Here is a 16069-nt window from a genome sequence, read left to right as displayed (position 1 = left end):
ATTTATGCATGTCGTAATCCCGGAACCGCTGCACACTTCCGGGCGACATGCATTAAGAGACGGTCGCGTGGTTCGATCTGCGATCAGACCGCGTCGGGCTGAGTGCGGAGATTGGTGACGACGCGCCGGTTCTGCACCTTGCAGGAGCGCTCCGTGCAGTCGCGGACTTCGCGATCGTTGCCGTAACCCTTGGCCCACATGCGCTTGGCGTCCACGCCCTTCGAGGCGAGATAGGCCATCGCCGCATCGGCGCGCTTCTGCGACAGCGTTTCCATTTTGGACGCGGAACCGGAATCGTCGGCAAATCCCTGCAGCTTGAGCAGCCAGGTCGGGTTCCTGTTGAGCCAATTGGCCTGGTTGTCCAAGGTTGCCATGGCGACGGAATCGAGTGCGGCCGAGTCCTGCTTGAAGTAGATCCGTCGGCCGACATTGAGGATAAAATCCTCTTCGCTGCCCGCCGCGACGTTTTCGAAGCCGGGCGCAGGATCGTTGGTCTGGCCGGTCATCGGCGCCGCAGTCGGTTCTTCCAGGGAGGCGATCTGCGTGGTGGAGCAGGCGGCAAGCGCCAGGAGCATGGCCGCGGCGAGAAGGCGGCTGGTGTATCCGGTCATAGCAGACATCAGAGTGATATTCCTTATTCGACCGGGGTTGTTTGGCTGACCTGCGTGGTGCTTTCGGCCTGGTCGGCAATATGCGGGAGAACCTGTACGGCCGTGCCGATCGGGCAACGCTGGTAAAGGTCGATGGCGTCTTCGTTGAACATGCGGATACAGCCGCTGGAGGCATCCTTGCCGATACTCCAGGGTTCGAGCGTGCCATGGAAGCGATAGCCGGTGTCGACGCCGTCGCGATGCAGGTACATGGCGCGGGGTCCAAGCGGGTTTTTCGGGGAGCCTCCCGCCACGAATTCGGGCAGTTCGGGATGGCGCTTGCGCATCTCCGGCGGCGGCGTCCATTGTGGCCAAAGCGATTTGGCGTCGATCGTGGCGCGGCCAAACCATTTGAACCCCTCGCGGCCGACGCCGACGCCGTAGCGAATGGCGGTCTTGTTCTCCATGATCACGTAGAGAAAATGGTGCCTGGTATCGACGACGACGGTGCCGATCGGCTCGCTGCTGAAATATTTGACGACCTGGCGGTGCCACCGTCTGTCGATCTTGGCGAAGTTGGTCCTTCGGAAGGTCACGCCATTGTCGACGATGGTGCCGTCAAAATAGGAAGACGCCGCGGCGAACGCCGGTCTGCCGACTGCACCGGCGCCAAGTAACGCCAAACCACCAAGCAAAATATCCCTGCGGGTCCCCACCATCGGCAATATCCCCCTTAAAGCCACAGCAGTGCAAATCAGTAAAACAGATTTTTCATTTGCGACAACCAGAAAATTCTTCTCTTCGCTCAAGGCCAGGGTCGAGTTGCCGGTCCTTATGGGCCTGTATTGCCCCGGTCATTACTCCAAGGAGGGCGGCCGTTCACCCCGAGGCAATCTCAGCGGAAAAGATCGGGAAGTTCGGAGCGTGCGATGCCACGCAACCTGACCGCTTCCGCTATGTCTATGGAACGATAGGGAAACCGCAAACGCGTGCCGACGGGTCCCCAATTGCCGATGGCGCTCAAAAGCTTGTCGAGAGCGGCGTTCGAATAGCCGAATTCCCGGCGAAACGGGACGATATGGCTTTCCATGAACGCGCAGATGCGTCGTTCCAACTCGAGTGCGGCGTCGAGATCGCTTCGCATCGAGAGCGTCCAGAGCTGAGCACCGCGCGGACTAAGGCAGGCCACATTGGAAAAGGAGCCTGCTGCGACGCCTTGCTTGATGCCGGTTGCCAGATGATGGCCGGGGACGAAGAGTGAAATTCCGAACAGATGCCGGCGTGTTTCGGCATACCAGGCGGCGTCGCCGTCGGCGAGCTTGACGCCGATCACCTCGGGCACTGCCGCGCTGAGCATGCCCAGCGCCTTCGGCGACAGCACCCGTTTTGCATGCGGGGGATTGTAGAGGATGAGTGGAATTCCGCAGGCGACGTCGGCCGCCCGTTTCAGGAAGTCGACTGCTTCGGCATCGGTGAGCGGCCACCAGTCCGGCAATATGACCTGAATGGCGCGGGGATCGAGCGCGGCGGCGCGGCGGACGCGATTGAGCATGATCCGCGGGTCTGGCTGGCAGGCGCCGATCACGAATGGCATGGAGGAAGCCTGGCAGCGTTCGGCCAGCATCGCCTGAATCCTGTCGAATTCCTCCTCCGTCTGGTTGTGGAATTCGCCGGCGGTGCCGTTCGAATAGATGCCGTCGACGCCGGCCTCGATGAGGATGTCGATCTCTTCGCCGAGCTTATCGAATTCGATGCTGTCGTCGGCTGCGATCGGCAGAAGCAGGCTCGCCCAGTTTCCGCCGATGGCCGGGTGCGACGTCTTCGCGTTCATCTGTTTTCCCTCTAAAATCTGAATCCTGTTCTAAATTAAAGAGTTAGAGCATGATGTCGCCCGAAAACCGCTCACACTTTTCGGCATCATGCTCTGGATGGCGGATCAGTCGAGGTCGTCGCGAATGCAAGCCTTGAAATGGCCGGGCGCAATCTCCCGCAATTGCGGAACAGCGCCGGCGCAGGCTTCGAGCGCATTCGGACAGCGCGTGCGAAAGACGCATCCGCTCGGCGGATTGGCCGGGCTTGGAATATCGCCTTTCAAAATCTGCCGGTTCCGGCGGGCATCCGGATCGGGCGACGGAATCGCCGAGAGAAGCGCGCGTGTATAGGGATGTTGCGGCCTCGCATAGAGATCGGCACTCGCGGCGATTTCCATGATGCGGCCGAGATAGAGCACGATCACCCTGTCGCAGATATATTCGACGACGGCGAGGTCATGCGAGATGAACAGCATGGTAAGGCCAAGCTGCTGCTGCAGCTCGCGCAACAGGTTGATCACCTGCGCCTGGATCGACACGTCGAGGGCCGAGACCGGCTCGTCGGCAACGATGAATTCCGGCGACAAGGTCAATGCCCGGGCGATGCCGATGCGCTGGCGCTGGCCGCCGGAAAATTCATGCGCGTAGCGATTGATCGTGTCAGTGGGCAGATCGACCTGGGCCAACGCGGCTTGCGCTCGTTCAAGCCTGTCGCGTGCCGATCCGATCCCCTGGATCTTCAGGCCCTCCGTCAGGATTTCGCCGATCGTCATGCGCGGCGACAGACTGGCGAAGGGGTCCTGGAAAATATACTGCATGCGTGGCCGTTGCCGCCTCAGCGCCGAAGCGGAAAGTCCGGTGAGTTCCTGTCCGTCGAAGCGGACACTGCCCGAGGAAGGTTCGACCAGCCGAAGGACGGAACGCCCGATCGTGGTCTTTCCGCTGCCGGATTCGCCGACCAGCCCGACGACCTCCCCCTTGGCGATATCGAAGGAGATGCCCTCAAGAATGTTCAGCCGCGCGCCGCGGGAAATATAATGTTTCGACAGGTCGCGGACGGAGAGCAGGGGCGCGTTCATCTAGATCTCCTGCCATTTGATGCAGCGGCTGCGGTGCTGCGGATTGACCTGTTCGAGTGCCGGAATCGCGGCGCGGCAGGCGTCGATGGCGAATTTGCAGCGTGGGGAAAAGGCGCAGCCGCTCGGCATGTTCATCAGGCTCGGAACCATGCCGGGAATGGCAGAGAGTTTTTCGCCTGCCTGTTTCATCCGCGATGCCTCGCCAAGCCGCGGCATGGAGGCGAGAAGGCCCATCGTGTAGGGATGCTTCGGATTGCGGAAAACCTCGTCGACCGGCCCTTGCTCGACAATCCTTCCGGCATACATCACCGCGACGCGATGGGCGATTTCGGCGACCACGCCGAGATTGTGGGTAACGAAGAGCATGGCCATGCCGCGCTCGATCTGCAGCTTGAGCAGCAGATCGAGGATCTGCGCCTGGATCGTCACGTCGAGCGCCGTGGTCGGCTCATCGGCGATCAGGAGCGCCGGATCGCAGGCAAGCGCCATGGCGATGGTGGCGCGCTGGCGCATGCCGCCCGACAATTCGTGCGGATATTGGTCAACACGGCGCCGGGCGTCCGGTATGCCGACGCTTTCCAGCAGGGTGACGGCTGCGTTCATTGCCGCCTTCCGGCTTGCGCCGCGATGGATGCGGATCGGCTCGGCGATCTGGTCACCGATCGTGAAAACGGGATTGAGGCTCGACATCGGCTCCTGGAACACCATGCCGATCTCATCGCCCCTGATCCTGCGCATGCTCTCTTCATCCAGGGAAACAAGATCCCGGACCGCGCCGCTCCTCGTCGTCAGGCGGATGCTGCCGGCGGCGATCACACCGATGTTGCGGGTGAGCAGCCGCATGACCGACAGGCTGGTGACCGACTTGCCGGAGCCGGATTCGCCGACGAGCGCCAGCGTCTCGCCGGCGGCGATGGTCAGGTCGAGATCGTTGACCGCTGCGATCTCGCCGCCGCGGATGCGGAAGATCGTTCGCAATCCCCTGATGTCGAGTACCGGTTCGGCCGCCTGTTCCATCGGCCGGCTCAGTTCAACAGGCCGGTTGCGCGCAGAATCTCATCGATCCGTGCGGTTTCCGCATCGTTGAGGGAGGCGCGCGGCCGCGGCATGACGGCGCTGTCGATGATGCCGAGGCTCTGCATGGCAGCCTTGAAGGCGCCGATGCCGGCTGCGCCGCCGCTGACACGGCCCTGTGCAACCCAAACGATTTCGAACAGACGGCAGAGGCGCTCCTGCTCTTTCCTGGCTGCGGCCCAATCGCCGCGCTGGGCGGCATTCCAGAGCCTGATATAGCCGTGCGGATCGACATTGGCGATGCCGGGAACGACGCCGTGGGCGCCCATCAGCAGGGCGGTGTCGACGACGATCTCGGAGCCGGTCATCAGGAAGACGTCTTTGTGCTCGGCGAGATCGAGGAGCGCATAGCGGAAGTTGCCGTCGTCGCCGCTGGAATCCTTGAGGCCGATAACGGCGCCTTCCCTGGCAAGCGTGACCACGGTCTGGCGCTGCAGCTTGACGTGAACGCAGACCGGAATGTCGTAGGCGATCAGCGGAACGTCCACCGCATCTCTGACATAACGGAAATGATCGAGGATCTCGGACTGGCTGGTGACCGTATAGAACGGAGCGGTCACGACGACAGCGTCGGCGCCGGCAGCCTTTGCGACCTTCGAATGGGCGATGACCCGATCGGTGGTCGGATCGATGACGCCGACGATCAGCGGCACCCGGCCGTTCACCACCTTGGCCGAATGCTCGATGATTTCCCGGCGGGTCTTTTCGTCATGGAAGATGACTTCGCTCGTCGAGCCGAGCACGAATACGCCGTGGCAGCCGGCATCGATCAGATGCTCCAGCACGCGGGTATAGGAGGGGTAGTCGACGGTGAGATCCGGATTGAGCGGCGTTACGACGGGGGGGACGACACCCTTGAATTTGGTCATTTTCGCTTCTTTCGATTGTCAGTTCAGTTCGGCACGCGGGTCGAAGGCATCTCTAAGGCCATCGCCGATGAAGTTGATGGCAAGCACGGCAAGGATCAGCGCCGCACCGGGGAAGAGCCATTGCCAGGGATATTGTTCGAGCACGGCGGTGGAGCGGGCCGCGTTCAGCATGTTGCCCCAGCTCGCCGCCGGCGGTGCGATGCCGAGGCCGAGGAAAGAAAGGCCGGCCTCGAGCAGGATGGCATTGGCGATCTGCAGCGTTGCGTAGACCACGAGGATATCGATCGAATTCGGCAGGCCGTGGCGGAACAGCAGATGCCCGATGCCGGCGCCCATGCCGCGGGCGGCCATGACGAAATCGCGCTCGCGCAATTCCAGCAGCCGGGAGCGGACCATGCGCGCCAGCAGCGGCCAGGAGAGCAGCGAAATGACCAGCACCGTCGGCCAGATGCCGGTGCCGGCGATCGAGGCGAGCACAAGCAGGAAGATGACGGGCGGCAGGGTCATCACCAGATCGACGAAGCGCATCGAGACGGCGTCCGCCCACCGGCCTGCAAGCGCCGAGATGGCGCCGAAGAGAAAGCCGACGACCGCCGAAAGCGCGGTCGATGCGATGGCGACCAGCAGCGAAATGCGGCCGCCTTCGAGCACGCGGGCAAAGACATCGCGGCCGACGCCGTCGGTTCCGAACCAGTGGGTTGCCGTCGGGCCGCTATTCATCGCCAGAAGATCGATGTCATTCGGCTGGAAAGCCCACCATAGCGGATAGGAGAGGACCAGCAGCAGCATCGGAACGGCCATGCAGACGCCGGCAACCGCTGCGCGGTTGAGCAGGAAACGGCTGAAGGCGCGGGCAAGCGGCCCCGGGCTGCGGCGTTGGGGATAGCGTGCCAGCATGCTCAGCCCACCTTGATGCGCGGGTCGACGACCGCATAGGTGATATCGGTCAGAAGATTGACGATGATAACGCAAGTGCCGATGACGAGCGTCGCGCCCATGATGACGGGGTAGTCGCGGGTCTGTACGGCATCGACGAGCAGGAGACCCATGCCCGGCCAGTTGAAGACGCTCTCGATGAAGATGGCGCCGCCGACCGCCAGCCCGATGGTCGAGCCGATCAGGGTGACGATCGGAAGAAGCGCATTGCGCAACGCATGTTTGGCGATGACCCAGAACTCGAACACGCCCTTGGCGCGGGCCGTGCGCACGTAATCCTGGTTCAGGACTTCGAGCAGCGAAGCGCGCATGTACCGCATGATCAATGCGGCTTGCGCGACCGACAGAAGGGCGGCCGGCAGGATCAGATGGTGAAGGAGATCACCGAGCGAGAATTCTTCGCCCGGCGTCAGCATGCCGCCCGACGGCATCCAGTGCAGGCGGACGGAGAAGATATAAAGGCCGATCAGGGCGCTGAGGAATGCCGGGCTCGAAATGCCGGCAAGCGCAACCACCGACAAGGAGAGATCGGCAAGCGAATTGCGACGGACGGCGCCGATCACCCCGCAGGCGATGCCGGCGACGATGGCGAAGGCAAGGGCGGTGCCCATCAACAGCACCGTCGGCCCGATCCGCGACAGCACCAGACCGAGAACCGGCTGGTCGAGACGCTTGATCGAATAGCCGAGATTGCCCGCCAGCGCCTGCTGCAGCCAGCCCAGATATTGGACGGGCAGGGGCTGGTCGAGCCCGAGTCTTCCACGCAGATCGGCAAGATCCGACGGCGACATCGGCAGGTTCGGATCGATATAGGCATCGATCGGATCGCCGGGTGTCAGGCGCAGCAGCAGGAAGATCAGCATACTCAGGGCGACGAGCATGCCTACCCCTATGATCAGGCGTCTAAGACTGTATCGGAGCATCGTCAATCCGTTTTGTCGGGCCGTCTTGTCAGGCCGTCCTGTCAGGGTGGCCGAAGCCACCCTTGAGCCTTTGCGGAAAACGCTATTCGGCGATCGACCATTTCTGCGGGTCGGCCTGGTAGGGGCCGCCGCCCGGCGCCGGCGTCCAGACGAAATCCTTCGCCTTGGTCGAGACGATGCCGTAGCGATTTGCCACCCAGAGCGTCGCCCAGGGCAGGTTGGTGTTCATCACCTTGCAGACGTCCTGGTAGGCCGCATCCCGTTTGGCGCTGTCGGGCTCGGCAAGCGCGCTGTCGAGTGCCTTGGTGAGATCGGGCATTCGAACTCTGGCGACGTTCGGGCCGGCCGGAGGGATCTGCCTCTCGTTGAGGCCGACATTGATGCTTCCGGCATCCGGCCCATTCTGCAGCCCGGCGTAAACCATCTGGAACTGGGCAATATCGGGCGTCGCATTGAGCACGATGCTGTTATAGGTCGGCGCATCGACGGCGCGCGGAACCACGTTGATGCCGACCTGCGCAAGCATCGCCTGGACGGCGGCAAGCACGTTGGTGGCCAGCGGCGTGGTGTAATAGGTCAGAAGCGTGATCGGCTTGCCGCCGTTGATCTGGTCCCAGCCGGCGTCCTTCAGCAACTTTTTGGCCTTCTCGGGATCGTAGGCATAGGTGTCGATGCCCTGGGGTATCAGCTGTTCGGCGACATAGGCGCAGTTGGCCGGCTTGGCCGCGCCGCCATAGAGGCTCTGGATGATGGCATCGCGATTGATCGCATACATCACCGCCTGGCGGACGCGGACATCCTTCCAGATCGGGGAATCGTGGTTGAAGCCCAGATAGTTGACGACGAAAGAGTTGCCTTCGATGACCTTGAAGTCCTTGTTGTCCTTGAAGGTCGGCACATCGTTGGAATCGACATAGGTGAACTGGATCTCGCCGGATCTTAGCGCCGCGATCGCTGCGGCCGGATTGGCAAAATAGCGATTGATGACGCGCTCCAGTGCCGGTTTGCCACCGCGATATTCGCTGTTGGCGGCAAGCTCGACATATTGATCGGAAACGTATTTGGTGAATTTGAACGGTCCGGTGCCGATCGGCGCGCTCGACCACCAGGTGTTCTTTGCCAGCTGGTCGGCCGGTATCGAGGCGAGCGCATGCTCGGGCAGCATCATCACCTTGGTCATCGTGTCGAGAAAACTGCTGCTGGGTGCGCTAAGCTTGATGACGACGGTATGATCGTCGGGCGTCTCGACGGACGATATGCCCTTCAGCCGGGCAGCGAGCACCGAGCCGGTTTTTGCATCCATCGCAAGGCCTATGGTGAATTTCGCATCCTTGGCGGTGAAGGGCTTGCCATCATGCCATTTGGCGTCGGCGAGCTTGAACGTGTAGATCATCTGATCCGGGCTGACTTCGTAGGCGTTCGCCAGCGCGCCGACGACCTTCTGCAGCTTCTCGTCATAGGTGATCAGCGGCTCGTAATAGATGCTGAGCCAGGTGAAACCGGCGGTCGCCGCCAGCGGATTGAAGTTGCCCTGGAAACCTCCCGGGCCGACATCGAAGCCGCCGGACAGCGTGGCTGCCTGAGCCTGGGTCGCAGCGACCGACACGACAAGAGCCGGAACGGCTGTTGTCGACAGCAGGGCGCCAAGCGCGATAGCGGATAATCTAGACAGTCTTTTCATGCGTTCCTCCCATGTTTGAACTTGTCTTGTTGTTGGCAATCACCCGGGCAATTCCCTCGTAGTGACGATCCAGGCGCAGGCGCGCCTCCTCCAGATCCTTTGCCTCGATCGCATCGACGATCGCGGCATGATCGCGCCACGTCGCCATCGGATCGGTATTTTCGAGGTTGACGAAATCCGACGCCTTGTAGAAGGCGAGCCAGAAGACATCGATCAGCCGCACGAGCGTTTCGTTGTCCTGGCAGCGAAACAGCAGCCGGTGGAACAGCTGGTCGTCGGTCGCAAAGGTTTCACCGCGCTCGGCATGGGCGCGCATTCGATCGACAGTGGCGCGCAGTTCGGCGATGTCCTCCTCGCCGATCACATCGATCGTCTTGCCGATCAATCCCACCTCAAGCGTGCGCCGGATTTCGAGAACCTCCTCGATCTGCCGCAGGGCGCCCCCGAGGCCGTAAGCGAGGTTGTCGAGAAGCGGCTCGAAGGAAAAGGCCTTCACGAAAATGCCGACGCCGCGCCGTGTCTCCAGCACGCCGAGCGATTCCAGCGCCTTGATGCCCTCCCTCAGCGAATTGCGGCTGACGCCGAGCTGGGCGGCAAGCTCTCCTTCCGCCGGAAGCAGGGTTCCGGGCGCAAGGCCGTTGTCGTCGATATAGGCGCGCAGACTTTCCTGCACGGAGACATGCAAAAGCGGTGCGCGCGTCAGCGGCTTCATCGATTTCAATGTCATGCCGGGTCGCTTTCTCACATCTCCGATAGGAAGCTGTTACATATATACTTGTAGGATATCTGTCAAATGGTCAGGATCACGGTGAGGCGTCGGCCACCGGCATTGCAGCGACATCGCTCGTGAATGCGAGAGCTGTTTCCACTTCGATGTCTGGATTTGTACGGTTGAAACATAAGGCTGGGCCTCGGAGACGCGTACAACCTGTTCGGGAGTGGAGAAAGCTATGGATTTCATCCATTAAAAGGTGACTGAAATAATCATCTTATGTTGACAACGCCTGCTTCGCTCCATAGGTTCCGCCCGCATCCGTAAGGTAGGGACCAAGAATGGCGCGTATTTTTTTGAATGTTTCTAATATTGTACCCAGAATTTACAGGGATAGCCTGTTTGCCACGACAGCTCTGATCGCGACCGGCATTGCAGCCTTACCGGCTGCCGCCCAGAGCGCGACCACAGGTGACACCGCGACGGCGCTGGAACCGATCGTCATTCAAGGTGCAGCCTCTGATAGCAAGACCGACCGGACGTCCGTTACCGCCAAGAACAGCGCGGGCGCGACCAAGATCAGCACGCCGCTCGTCGAGACGCCGCGTTCGATCTCCGTCACCACTGAGAAGGAAATCGAGCAACGCGGCGCGCAGAGCGTCATCGAAGCGGTGCGCTATACCGCTGGCGTGACGACCGGGCCGAACGGCTTCGATCCGCGCTTCGACCAGATCTACATTCGCGGCTTCAACATCACGACGGTCGGCGATTTTCGTGACAGCCTGCGCCAGCCCTACATGAATTACGGCATGTTCCGCACCGATCCCTATCAGTTGCAGCGCGTCGAGGTGATCAAGGGACCGGTTTCCGTTCTCTACGGTGCGGGATCGCCGGGCGGCCTCGTCAACAAAATATCGAAGCTTCCGACCGAAGAGCCGATCCGCGAAGTCGGCATTACCTACGGCACCAAGGATCGGGTGCAGGGGATGTTCGATTTCGGCGGGCCGATCAGCGAAGACAACGACGATTTCCTCTATCGCATCGTCGGCCTCGCCCGCCGCGGCGACTCCAATTTCGATATTGCCGACGACCGATATTTCCTGGCGCCGTCCTTCACCTGGAAGCCAGACGAGGGCACGACTTTCACGGTGTACGGCCTGGCACAGGCAGACGAGACCGACTCCAACGTCGGCGCGATCACGACCCTGGACGGCAAGTTCCACGAACTCAGGGAGAGCGATCCCGACTACGACCACCAGAAGGTCAAGCAGCAGCAGGTCGGCTATCAGTTCGAGCATGAATTCGACAACGGCCTGACCTTCCGGCAGAACCTGCGTTATTCGCATCTCGATCTGGAGGCCCGCTATCTCGGCATTACCGGTTGGACCGGGACCGTCGCGCATCGTGGCACGAATGCGATCCGCGACGAAATGAACGTTTTCCAGGTCGACAATCAGCTCGAGGCGAAGTTCGATACAGGCCCGTTTGCCCATACGATGCTGTTCGGGCTCGACTACACCAATCTCCAATCGAGCTTTGGCTACGGCGCCGGCGCTGCCGATCCGGCGTTCGACTTCGATATCGCCAATCCGACCTATGGTGTCTCGGGCGCCACGCCGGACTATAGTATCTTGGCTTCCGATGCCGACATGCGGCAGGCCGGCATTTATGCGCTGGACCAGATCGAGGCCGGGAATTGGCGGTTCAACCTCGGCGGCCGGCAGACCTGGGTGAACCAGACCCGCGATGCGACTTTGCCCGCGGTCAGCTCGGAGGAGGTCGACAAGAACGCCTTCTCCTGGCAAGCCGGTGCCCTCTACCTCTTCGATAACGGCATTGCTCCCTTTGTCTCGTATGCCACCTCGTTCGATCCGGTGACCAACCGTTCGACCTCAGGCAAGATCCTGGCGCCGACAGAGGGTGAACAGTACGAGGTCGGCGTGAAATACCAGCCGCCGGGCTCCGATATCCTCCTGTCGGCCGTTGCCTATCACATCGTTGAAAAGAACAAGCCGGTGCTGGTCGATCCGCTGCTGTTTGCCTATGGATCGATCGGTGAAGTGACCGGAAAGGGCGTCGAACTCGAAGCCCGCGCGGCGGTAGCCGATGGCTGGGATCTTATTGCGGCCTACACTTACAACCAGTCAGAGGTGACGGGAGGCGGCGAAAACGAGGGCAATACGCCAGCCTTGACACCCTCGCATGTCGCCAGCCTCTGGGCCAACTACACGTTCCAGGAAACCAACCCCTTCAACGGCCTGTCGGTCGGCGCTGGTGTCCGTTATGTCAGCGAGAACTGGACGGATACAGCCAATACGTCGAAGAACCCGTCGAGCTTCTACATCGACGCTTCCGCCGCCTATGATTTCGGCGCGATCGACAAGAAATATGAGGGCCTGACGGCGGCCTTCAATATCCGCAACATTGCCGACGAGCGCGACACCGTCTGCAACGAAGGCTTCTGCTATCTCGGCCAGGGCCGCAACATGACCGGGACGCTGAAGTATCGGTGGTAGGGCATGGCGGCAAAGACGAATAGGGTGTCTCAGCGTCCGACTTCGATTGCCAATCATCCTGTCGCCCACCAGGCCGTTGACGGCGTGGTGGGCGATGGCGCGTTCTCCTATTGGCCGCGGCAAGCTGCTCGGTGCCCCACCGCAGACGGGCATCGTCCTTGCTTGCAGGGATCTCAGCGGCGCCGCACTCTTTGACGGGCTCATCGCCCGGTATGCGCAAAAATTTCCAGGCAGCGACCGCCGTGCGGTCGTCTCGATGTGGACCCTCTATTATTTCAGCATCCTGTCGATTGCCCCAGCCCGCAGATATTCATGCACCGGATCGGGCTGCCGTTGGAGATCGATAGGCCGGGCGTCGGCGGCCGCGGCGAAGCCTGCCCGCTGAAGGACGGCGCCATTGATCTTCCCGACCTCGGTCTGCCCCTCATTTGGCTGCCGCCACCGACCGGGGTTGAGCCACCGGTCTCGACCTCGGTCGGGTTGGGGTGAGGGGCTGTCATCGGCATGAGTCAGGCGGCCGAACATAAGCCCGCTTGAGACGCCGATTACCGATCACCTTTCATGCCCGCCGGCGCAGAACGATCAGCAGCATCGGGGCGCCCACAAGAGCCGAGATCAATCCGGCGGGGATCTGGTAGGGGAAAGCGATCATGCGCCCCGTCCAGTCGGCGATGACGAGAAGAGCCGCCCCGATGAGGGCGGCAGCGAGGAGCTGGGCGGCGGGCCGGCGAAGACCGAGCCCGTGGGCAAGATGCGGCGCCATCAAGCCGACGAAGCTCAAGGGGCCGACGACGAGTGTCGCCGCCGCCGTCATGATCGCCGAGAGACCGAACAGCACCACGCGTGCGGGAACGATCCTGAGGCCGAGTTCGCTTGCCGTCTCGGGTCCAAGTTGCAGCAGGGCAAGCCAGCGGCTGGCGAGAAAGGCGGCGGCCAGGCAACCGAGCGCAATCAGAAGGGCGCTTGCCGCCACCGCATTGTCGACGAAATAGGTAGAGCCCGCCATCCAGCGGATGAGCGCCAGGCCGCGCGGATCGCCGCTCGCGGCAAGGACGCCGATCCCGGCGTCGAGGATCGCACCGAAGGCGATGCCGGCGAGCAGCACACGGTTCGGGCCGAAGCCGGAACGCGCGCTCAAGAGGAAGATCAGGGTCAGCACGGCAAGGGCGCCGCCGCCGGCAAAGCCAAGCTGGACGGCCAGGCCGGGCGCCGCAAAGACAAACATGGCGGCCGCAACGCCAAGCGTTGCTCCTGCCGATACTCCAAGCACCTCGGGGCTAGCCATTTCGTTTCCGGTCAGCCGCTGCAGGATCAGCCCGGTCACGCCGAGCACGGTTCCGGCACCGAATGCGGCGGCGACCCGCGGCAGCCGGAGGGGAAGGATTTCGTCCCATGAGGCGGCCGGCAGCCAGGCCCAGGCGCCGTCGGGTGCGCGGCCGAAGAAGATCGCGGCAGTCGCCAATGCGATGACCAGGACGAGCAGCGCAGCGAAGGATGCCGTTCTGTTGTTCATTAGATGTTGGGGTGAGGCCACGCCGGGCAGCGCGCGCGAGGCGGTGGCGAGACGTGGGAGAAGAGCGATCAGGATCGGGCCGCCGAGCAGTGCCGTCACCGCTCCCGTCGGGACGAAATCGCCTGGAGCAACAAGCTTGATCGCCTGATCCGTCAGCAGCAGAAGTCCGGCGCCTGCAATAGGTGACCAGATCAACTGGCTGAGAATCCGCCTGGCGCCCGCGAGCCGCACGATCTGCGGGGCGACCAGCCCGATGAAGCCGATGACGCCGACGGCGCTGGTGACGAAGGCGCTGAGCGCGATGGCAATCGCCAGCATGAAACCGCGGGCCCATTTGATCGGCAGGCCGAGGCTCGTTGCGCCGGCATCACCGATCTGGCTCAGCGTCAGCGGTCTTGTGGCCAGAAGGGCAAGCGCCGCCAGCAGCGCCACCTTCGGCAGCAGCGACGCCGGGATCGCCCAGCTCTGCTGCGACAGCGACCCGGCGCCCCAGATGAAAATCCCCGAGAGATATTGATCGTTCATCAGCACCAGGATGGCCGCCGCCGCCCCGCACCAGAGACCGACGATCATGCCTGACAAGATAAGCGAAAAGGGCGAAAAACCGTGGCGGGCGCTGATCCAAAAGATGGCGAAGGCGGCACCGGCACTGCCGGCAAGCGCGACCGCGTCCCTGCCCCATCCCGTGAGTGAGGGAACAGCGAGCATGACGGACACCAGCGCCAGATTGGCACCGGTGGAAATGCCGAGCGTCGTCGGCGAGGCCAGCGGATTGCGCAGCACCTGTTGCAGGATCGTGCCGGAGAGTGCGAGTGCTGCGCCGGCAATCAGCGCTGTCGCCATGCGCGGCAGCGTCGAATAGAGGAAGAGAAGGCGCTCGGCATCATAACCGCCGGAGGCCGCCTCGAGATGGGGCAGTGCCGCCCAAACCTCCCTTACGGCAAGGGCCAATCCGGAAAAGAGCAGGAGGCCCGCAAGTGCGGGCGCCCCGAAGTGCGAAAATCTGGCCTTCATCGGGCTGAAGTCTCCAGCGTATCGACGACCAGGGTCGAAAACCGCAGCGCCTCCTGCACCATTCCGAACATCAGAACGCCCGGAATGACCGAGATTCGCCGCTGTCTGACAAAGGGAAGGCTGGTCCAGAGCGGGCTGTCGGAAAGCTGCGTCAGGACGTCGGGTGGAAGCAGCGGCGAAACGACAATCAGATGCGCTTCTTCGTCGAGTTCGGCGAGCTGTTCCAGGCCGATCGTTTGAAATCCCCAGTAGCTGGTCTCGCCCTTCCAGGCATTCTCGAGGCCGATGCGCTTCATGGCGCCGCCGAAAAGCCCGGGGCCGCCGTAGATGCGGGCATGTCTGTTGTCGATAAAGTTGATGACGGCAACCGGAGGCGCAGACAGGTTTTTTGTCCGCTCGCGCAATCGATCGAACGTGGCATTGGCATGGGACAGAAAAGCCTTTGCCTGCTCTGCCCGTCCGATCATCGTGCCGAGCCGCAGCGTTTCGGCGTAGGAACAGGTCAGCGCCTCGCTGTGCTCGGCGTAAATGGTGAACCGCTCCACCGGCGCGATCCGTGACAGTTTATCGTCCAGTGCCGCAAGGAAAGGGGTGCTCAGAATGAGCGACGGCCCAATGCTGGTGAGGACTTCGAGATTGATCTCCGATGTGGTGCCGAGATCGACGACGCCGGCCGGCATCGTCGGTTCGACCACCCATTCTCCCCAGTTTCTCAGGGAAACGACGGCGCGCGGCGTCTGGCCCAGCGCCAGCATCGTCGAGGCCAGTCCATAGTCAAGCGAAACCACCCCGCCGTCGCCGGCGCGCACGGTTGCGGGTGCGCCGGTCATTACCAGCGCGCCAAGCAGAAAGTCTCGTCGTCTCAAAGCGTCGTCTCGGCCTGGACGCCGGCGAGCGGCTTGACCATGAACAGGCACGGGTGGTCCTCGTCCCATAGTTTTGCAAAGACCTCCGCCCTGACGAAGCCGTTCTGGTCGTAGAAGCGCCGCGTAGCCTCGAATTGCGGTTCCTCGCGGTCGCGCGGGGCGAGCGTCTTGACCGTCAGCAACCGGGCACCTGCGTCATGGCTGAAGCGTTCGGCTTCTTCGATGAGCTGACGTCCGGCGCCGCGGCCGTGATGTTCGGGTCGGGTCGCGATCAGCGCGATTTCGACGGCGCCGGGCAAGTGCGGCTTCAAAGCCATCAGCGCGGTGACGACATCGGCTTCGATATAGCCGAACACCGGCAGCTCTTCGATCACCTGGACACTCGCCTCGATGACCTCCGGTTCGGAAAACCAGTCGGGCAAAGCCCCCATGATCGATCGGCAGAGCTCCGCCTTGCCTGTCAGGATCTCAACTGTCCTTCCCAC

General features: G+C 62.3%; 14 protein-coding genes and 1 pseudogene. 2 read left to right on the top strand and 13 right to left on the bottom strand.

The features are described 5' to 3' along the window. Positions 1 to 83: 83 nt before the first annotated feature. The 10 genes from AF337_RS10515 to AF337_RS10470 all read right to left on the bottom strand — a co-directional run bounded on the left by AF337_RS10515 (position 84) and on the right by AF337_RS10470 (position 9690). Complete coding sequence (locus AF337_RS10515) at positions 84 to 620, bottom strand: OmpA family protein (RefSeq protein ID WP_049732153.1); 537 nt, start codon at positions 618 to 620, stop codon at positions 84 to 86. 14 nt (positions 621 to 634) lie between these two features. Continuing rightward, positions 635 to 1309, bottom strand: a complete 675-nt coding sequence (locus tag AF337_RS10510) for a L,D-transpeptidase (protein ID WP_049732152.1) — start codon at positions 1307 to 1309, stop codon at positions 635 to 637. A gap of 176 nt (positions 1310 to 1485) precedes the next feature. Then, positions 1486 to 2421: a dihydrodipicolinate synthase family protein gene (locus AF337_RS10505; protein WP_049732151.1), complete on the bottom strand. Its 936-nt coding sequence runs from the start codon at positions 2419 to 2421 to the stop codon at positions 1486 to 1488. 105 nt (positions 2422 to 2526) lie between these two features. Further along, positions 2527 to 3480, bottom strand: coding sequence for an ABC transporter ATP-binding protein (locus AF337_RS10500; protein WP_049732150.1), 954 nt, complete (start codon positions 3478 to 3480; stop codon positions 2527 to 2529). Beyond that, the gene (locus tag AF337_RS10495; protein WP_049732149.1) at positions 3481 to 4497 is read right to left on the bottom strand and encodes an ABC transporter ATP-binding protein; all 1017 of its coding nucleotides are present in this window, start codon (positions 4495 to 4497) and stop codon (positions 3481 to 3483) included. 8 nt (positions 4498 to 4505) lie between these two features. After that, positions 4506 to 5423, bottom strand: coding sequence for a dihydrodipicolinate synthase family protein (locus tag AF337_RS10490; protein ID WP_049732148.1), 918 nt, complete (start codon positions 5421 to 5423; stop codon positions 4506 to 4508). 18 nt (positions 5424 to 5441) lie between these two features. Beyond that, entirely contained in the window at positions 5442 to 6320 is an 879-nt protein-coding gene (locus tag AF337_RS10485; protein ID WP_049732147.1) for an ABC transporter permease, read from the bottom strand. Positions 6321 to 6322: 2 nt separating this feature from the next. Beyond that, positions 6323 to 7282 (bottom strand): ABC transporter permease, encoded by a 960-nt coding sequence (locus tag AF337_RS10480; protein ID WP_049732146.1) that lies wholly within the window; start codon positions 7280 to 7282, stop codon positions 6323 to 6325. Positions 7283 to 7364: 82 nt separating this feature from the next. Further along, positions 7365 to 8963, bottom strand: a complete 1599-nt coding sequence (locus AF337_RS10475) for an ABC transporter substrate-binding protein (RefSeq protein ID WP_049732145.1) — start codon at positions 8961 to 8963, stop codon at positions 7365 to 7367. After that, positions 8947 to 9690: a FadR/GntR family transcriptional regulator gene (locus tag AF337_RS10470; protein WP_049732144.1), complete on the bottom strand. Its 744-nt coding sequence runs from the start codon at positions 9688 to 9690 to the stop codon at positions 8947 to 8949. The genes AF337_RS10475 and AF337_RS10470 overlap by 17 nt, the downstream gene beginning before the upstream one ends. A gap of 326 nt (positions 9691 to 10016) precedes the next feature. On the opposite strand from AF337_RS10470, the gene AF337_RS10465 reads away from it, so the two are divergent. Together AF337_RS10465 and AF337_RS45210 are read left to right on the top strand one after the other, a co-directional pair. Then, positions 10017 to 12191 (top strand): TonB-dependent siderophore receptor, encoded by a 2175-nt coding sequence (locus AF337_RS10465; RefSeq protein WP_049732143.1) that lies wholly within the window; start codon positions 10017 to 10019, stop codon positions 12189 to 12191. Positions 12192 to 12194: 3 nt separating this feature from the next. Next, a pseudogene (locus AF337_RS45210) lies at positions 12195 to 12539 on the top strand (siderophore-iron reductase FhuF); the annotation flags it as partial. A 211-nt stretch (positions 12540 to 12750) separates the two neighbouring features. On the opposite strand, the gene fhuB reads toward AF337_RS45210, so the two are convergent. The 3 genes from fhuB to AF337_RS10450 are packed head-to-tail and all read right to left on the bottom strand — an operon-like array spanning position 12751 to position 16069. Beyond that, positions 12751 to 14718, bottom strand: coding sequence for a Fe(3+)-hydroxamate ABC transporter permease FhuB (gene fhuB / locus AF337_RS10460; protein ID WP_049732142.1), 1968 nt, complete (start codon positions 14716 to 14718; stop codon positions 12751 to 12753). Then, on the bottom strand, positions 14715 to 15548 hold the full coding sequence (locus AF337_RS10455; RefSeq protein ID WP_049732141.1) for an iron-siderophore ABC transporter substrate-binding protein: 834 nt from the start codon (positions 15546 to 15548) through the stop codon (positions 14715 to 14717). Before AF337_RS10455 ends, fhuB begins: the two co-directional genes overlap by 4 nt. A gap of 32 nt (positions 15549 to 15580) precedes the next feature. Next, on the bottom strand, positions 15581 to 16069 hold the full coding sequence (locus AF337_RS10450) for a GNAT family N-acetyltransferase (protein ID WP_049732140.1): 489 nt from the start codon (positions 16067 to 16069) through the stop codon (positions 15581 to 15583).

This window comes from Rhizobium ecuadorense, assembly GCF_001187535.1.
In the GTDB taxonomy this organism is placed as follows: Bacteria; Pseudomonadota; Alphaproteobacteria; order Rhizobiales; family Rhizobiaceae; genus Rhizobium; species Rhizobium ecuadorense.
The sequence above is the reverse complement of the archived record's forward strand: the minus strand, read 5'-3'. Positions and strand labels throughout refer to the sequence as shown.

Excerpts from the sequence above, each read along its gene's own strand:
- AF337_RS10515 (WP_049732153.1), bottom strand. The coding sequence starts at position 620 with ATGTCTGCTATGACCGGATACACCAGCCGCCTTCTCGCCGCGGCCATG.
- AF337_RS10510 (WP_049732152.1), bottom strand. The coding sequence starts at position 1,309 with ATGGTGGGGACCCGCAGGGATATTTTGCTTGGTGGTTTGGCGTTACTT.
- AF337_RS10505 (WP_049732151.1), bottom strand. The coding sequence starts at position 2,421 with ATGAACGCGAAGACGTCGCACCCGGCCATCGGCGGAAACTGGGCGAGC.
- AF337_RS10500 (WP_049732150.1), bottom strand. The coding sequence starts at position 3,480 with ATGAACGCGCCCCTGCTCTCCGTCCGCGACCTGTCGAAACATTATATT.
- AF337_RS10495 (WP_049732149.1), bottom strand. The coding sequence starts at position 4,497 with ATGGAACAGGCGGCCGAACCGGTACTCGACATCAGGGGATTGCGAACG.
- AF337_RS10490 (WP_049732148.1), bottom strand. The coding sequence starts at position 5,423 with ATGACCAAATTCAAGGGTGTCGTCCCCCCCGTCGTAACGCCGCTCAAT.
- AF337_RS10485 (WP_049732147.1), bottom strand. The coding sequence starts at position 6,320 with ATGCTGGCACGCTATCCCCAACGCCGCAGCCCGGGGCCGCTTGCCCGC.
- AF337_RS10480 (WP_049732146.1), bottom strand. The coding sequence starts at position 7,282 with ATGCTCCGATACAGTCTTAGACGCCTGATCATAGGGGTAGGCATGCTC.
- AF337_RS10475 (WP_049732145.1), bottom strand. The coding sequence starts at position 8,963 with ATGAAAAGACTGTCTAGATTATCCGCTATCGCGCTTGGCGCCCTGCTG.
- AF337_RS10470 (WP_049732144.1), bottom strand. The coding sequence starts at position 9,690 with ATGACATTGAAATCGATGAAGCCGCTGACGCGCGCACCGCTTTTGCAT.
- AF337_RS10465 (WP_049732143.1), top strand. The coding sequence starts at position 10,017 with ATGGCGCGTATTTTTTTGAATGTTTCTAATATTGTACCCAGAATTTAC.
- fhuB (WP_049732142.1), bottom strand. The coding sequence starts at position 14,718 with ATGAAGGCCAGATTTTCGCACTTCGGGGCGCCCGCACTTGCGGGCCTC.
- AF337_RS10455 (WP_049732141.1), bottom strand. The coding sequence starts at position 15,548 with ATGACCGGCGCACCCGCAACCGTGCGCGCCGGCGACGGCGGGGTGGTT.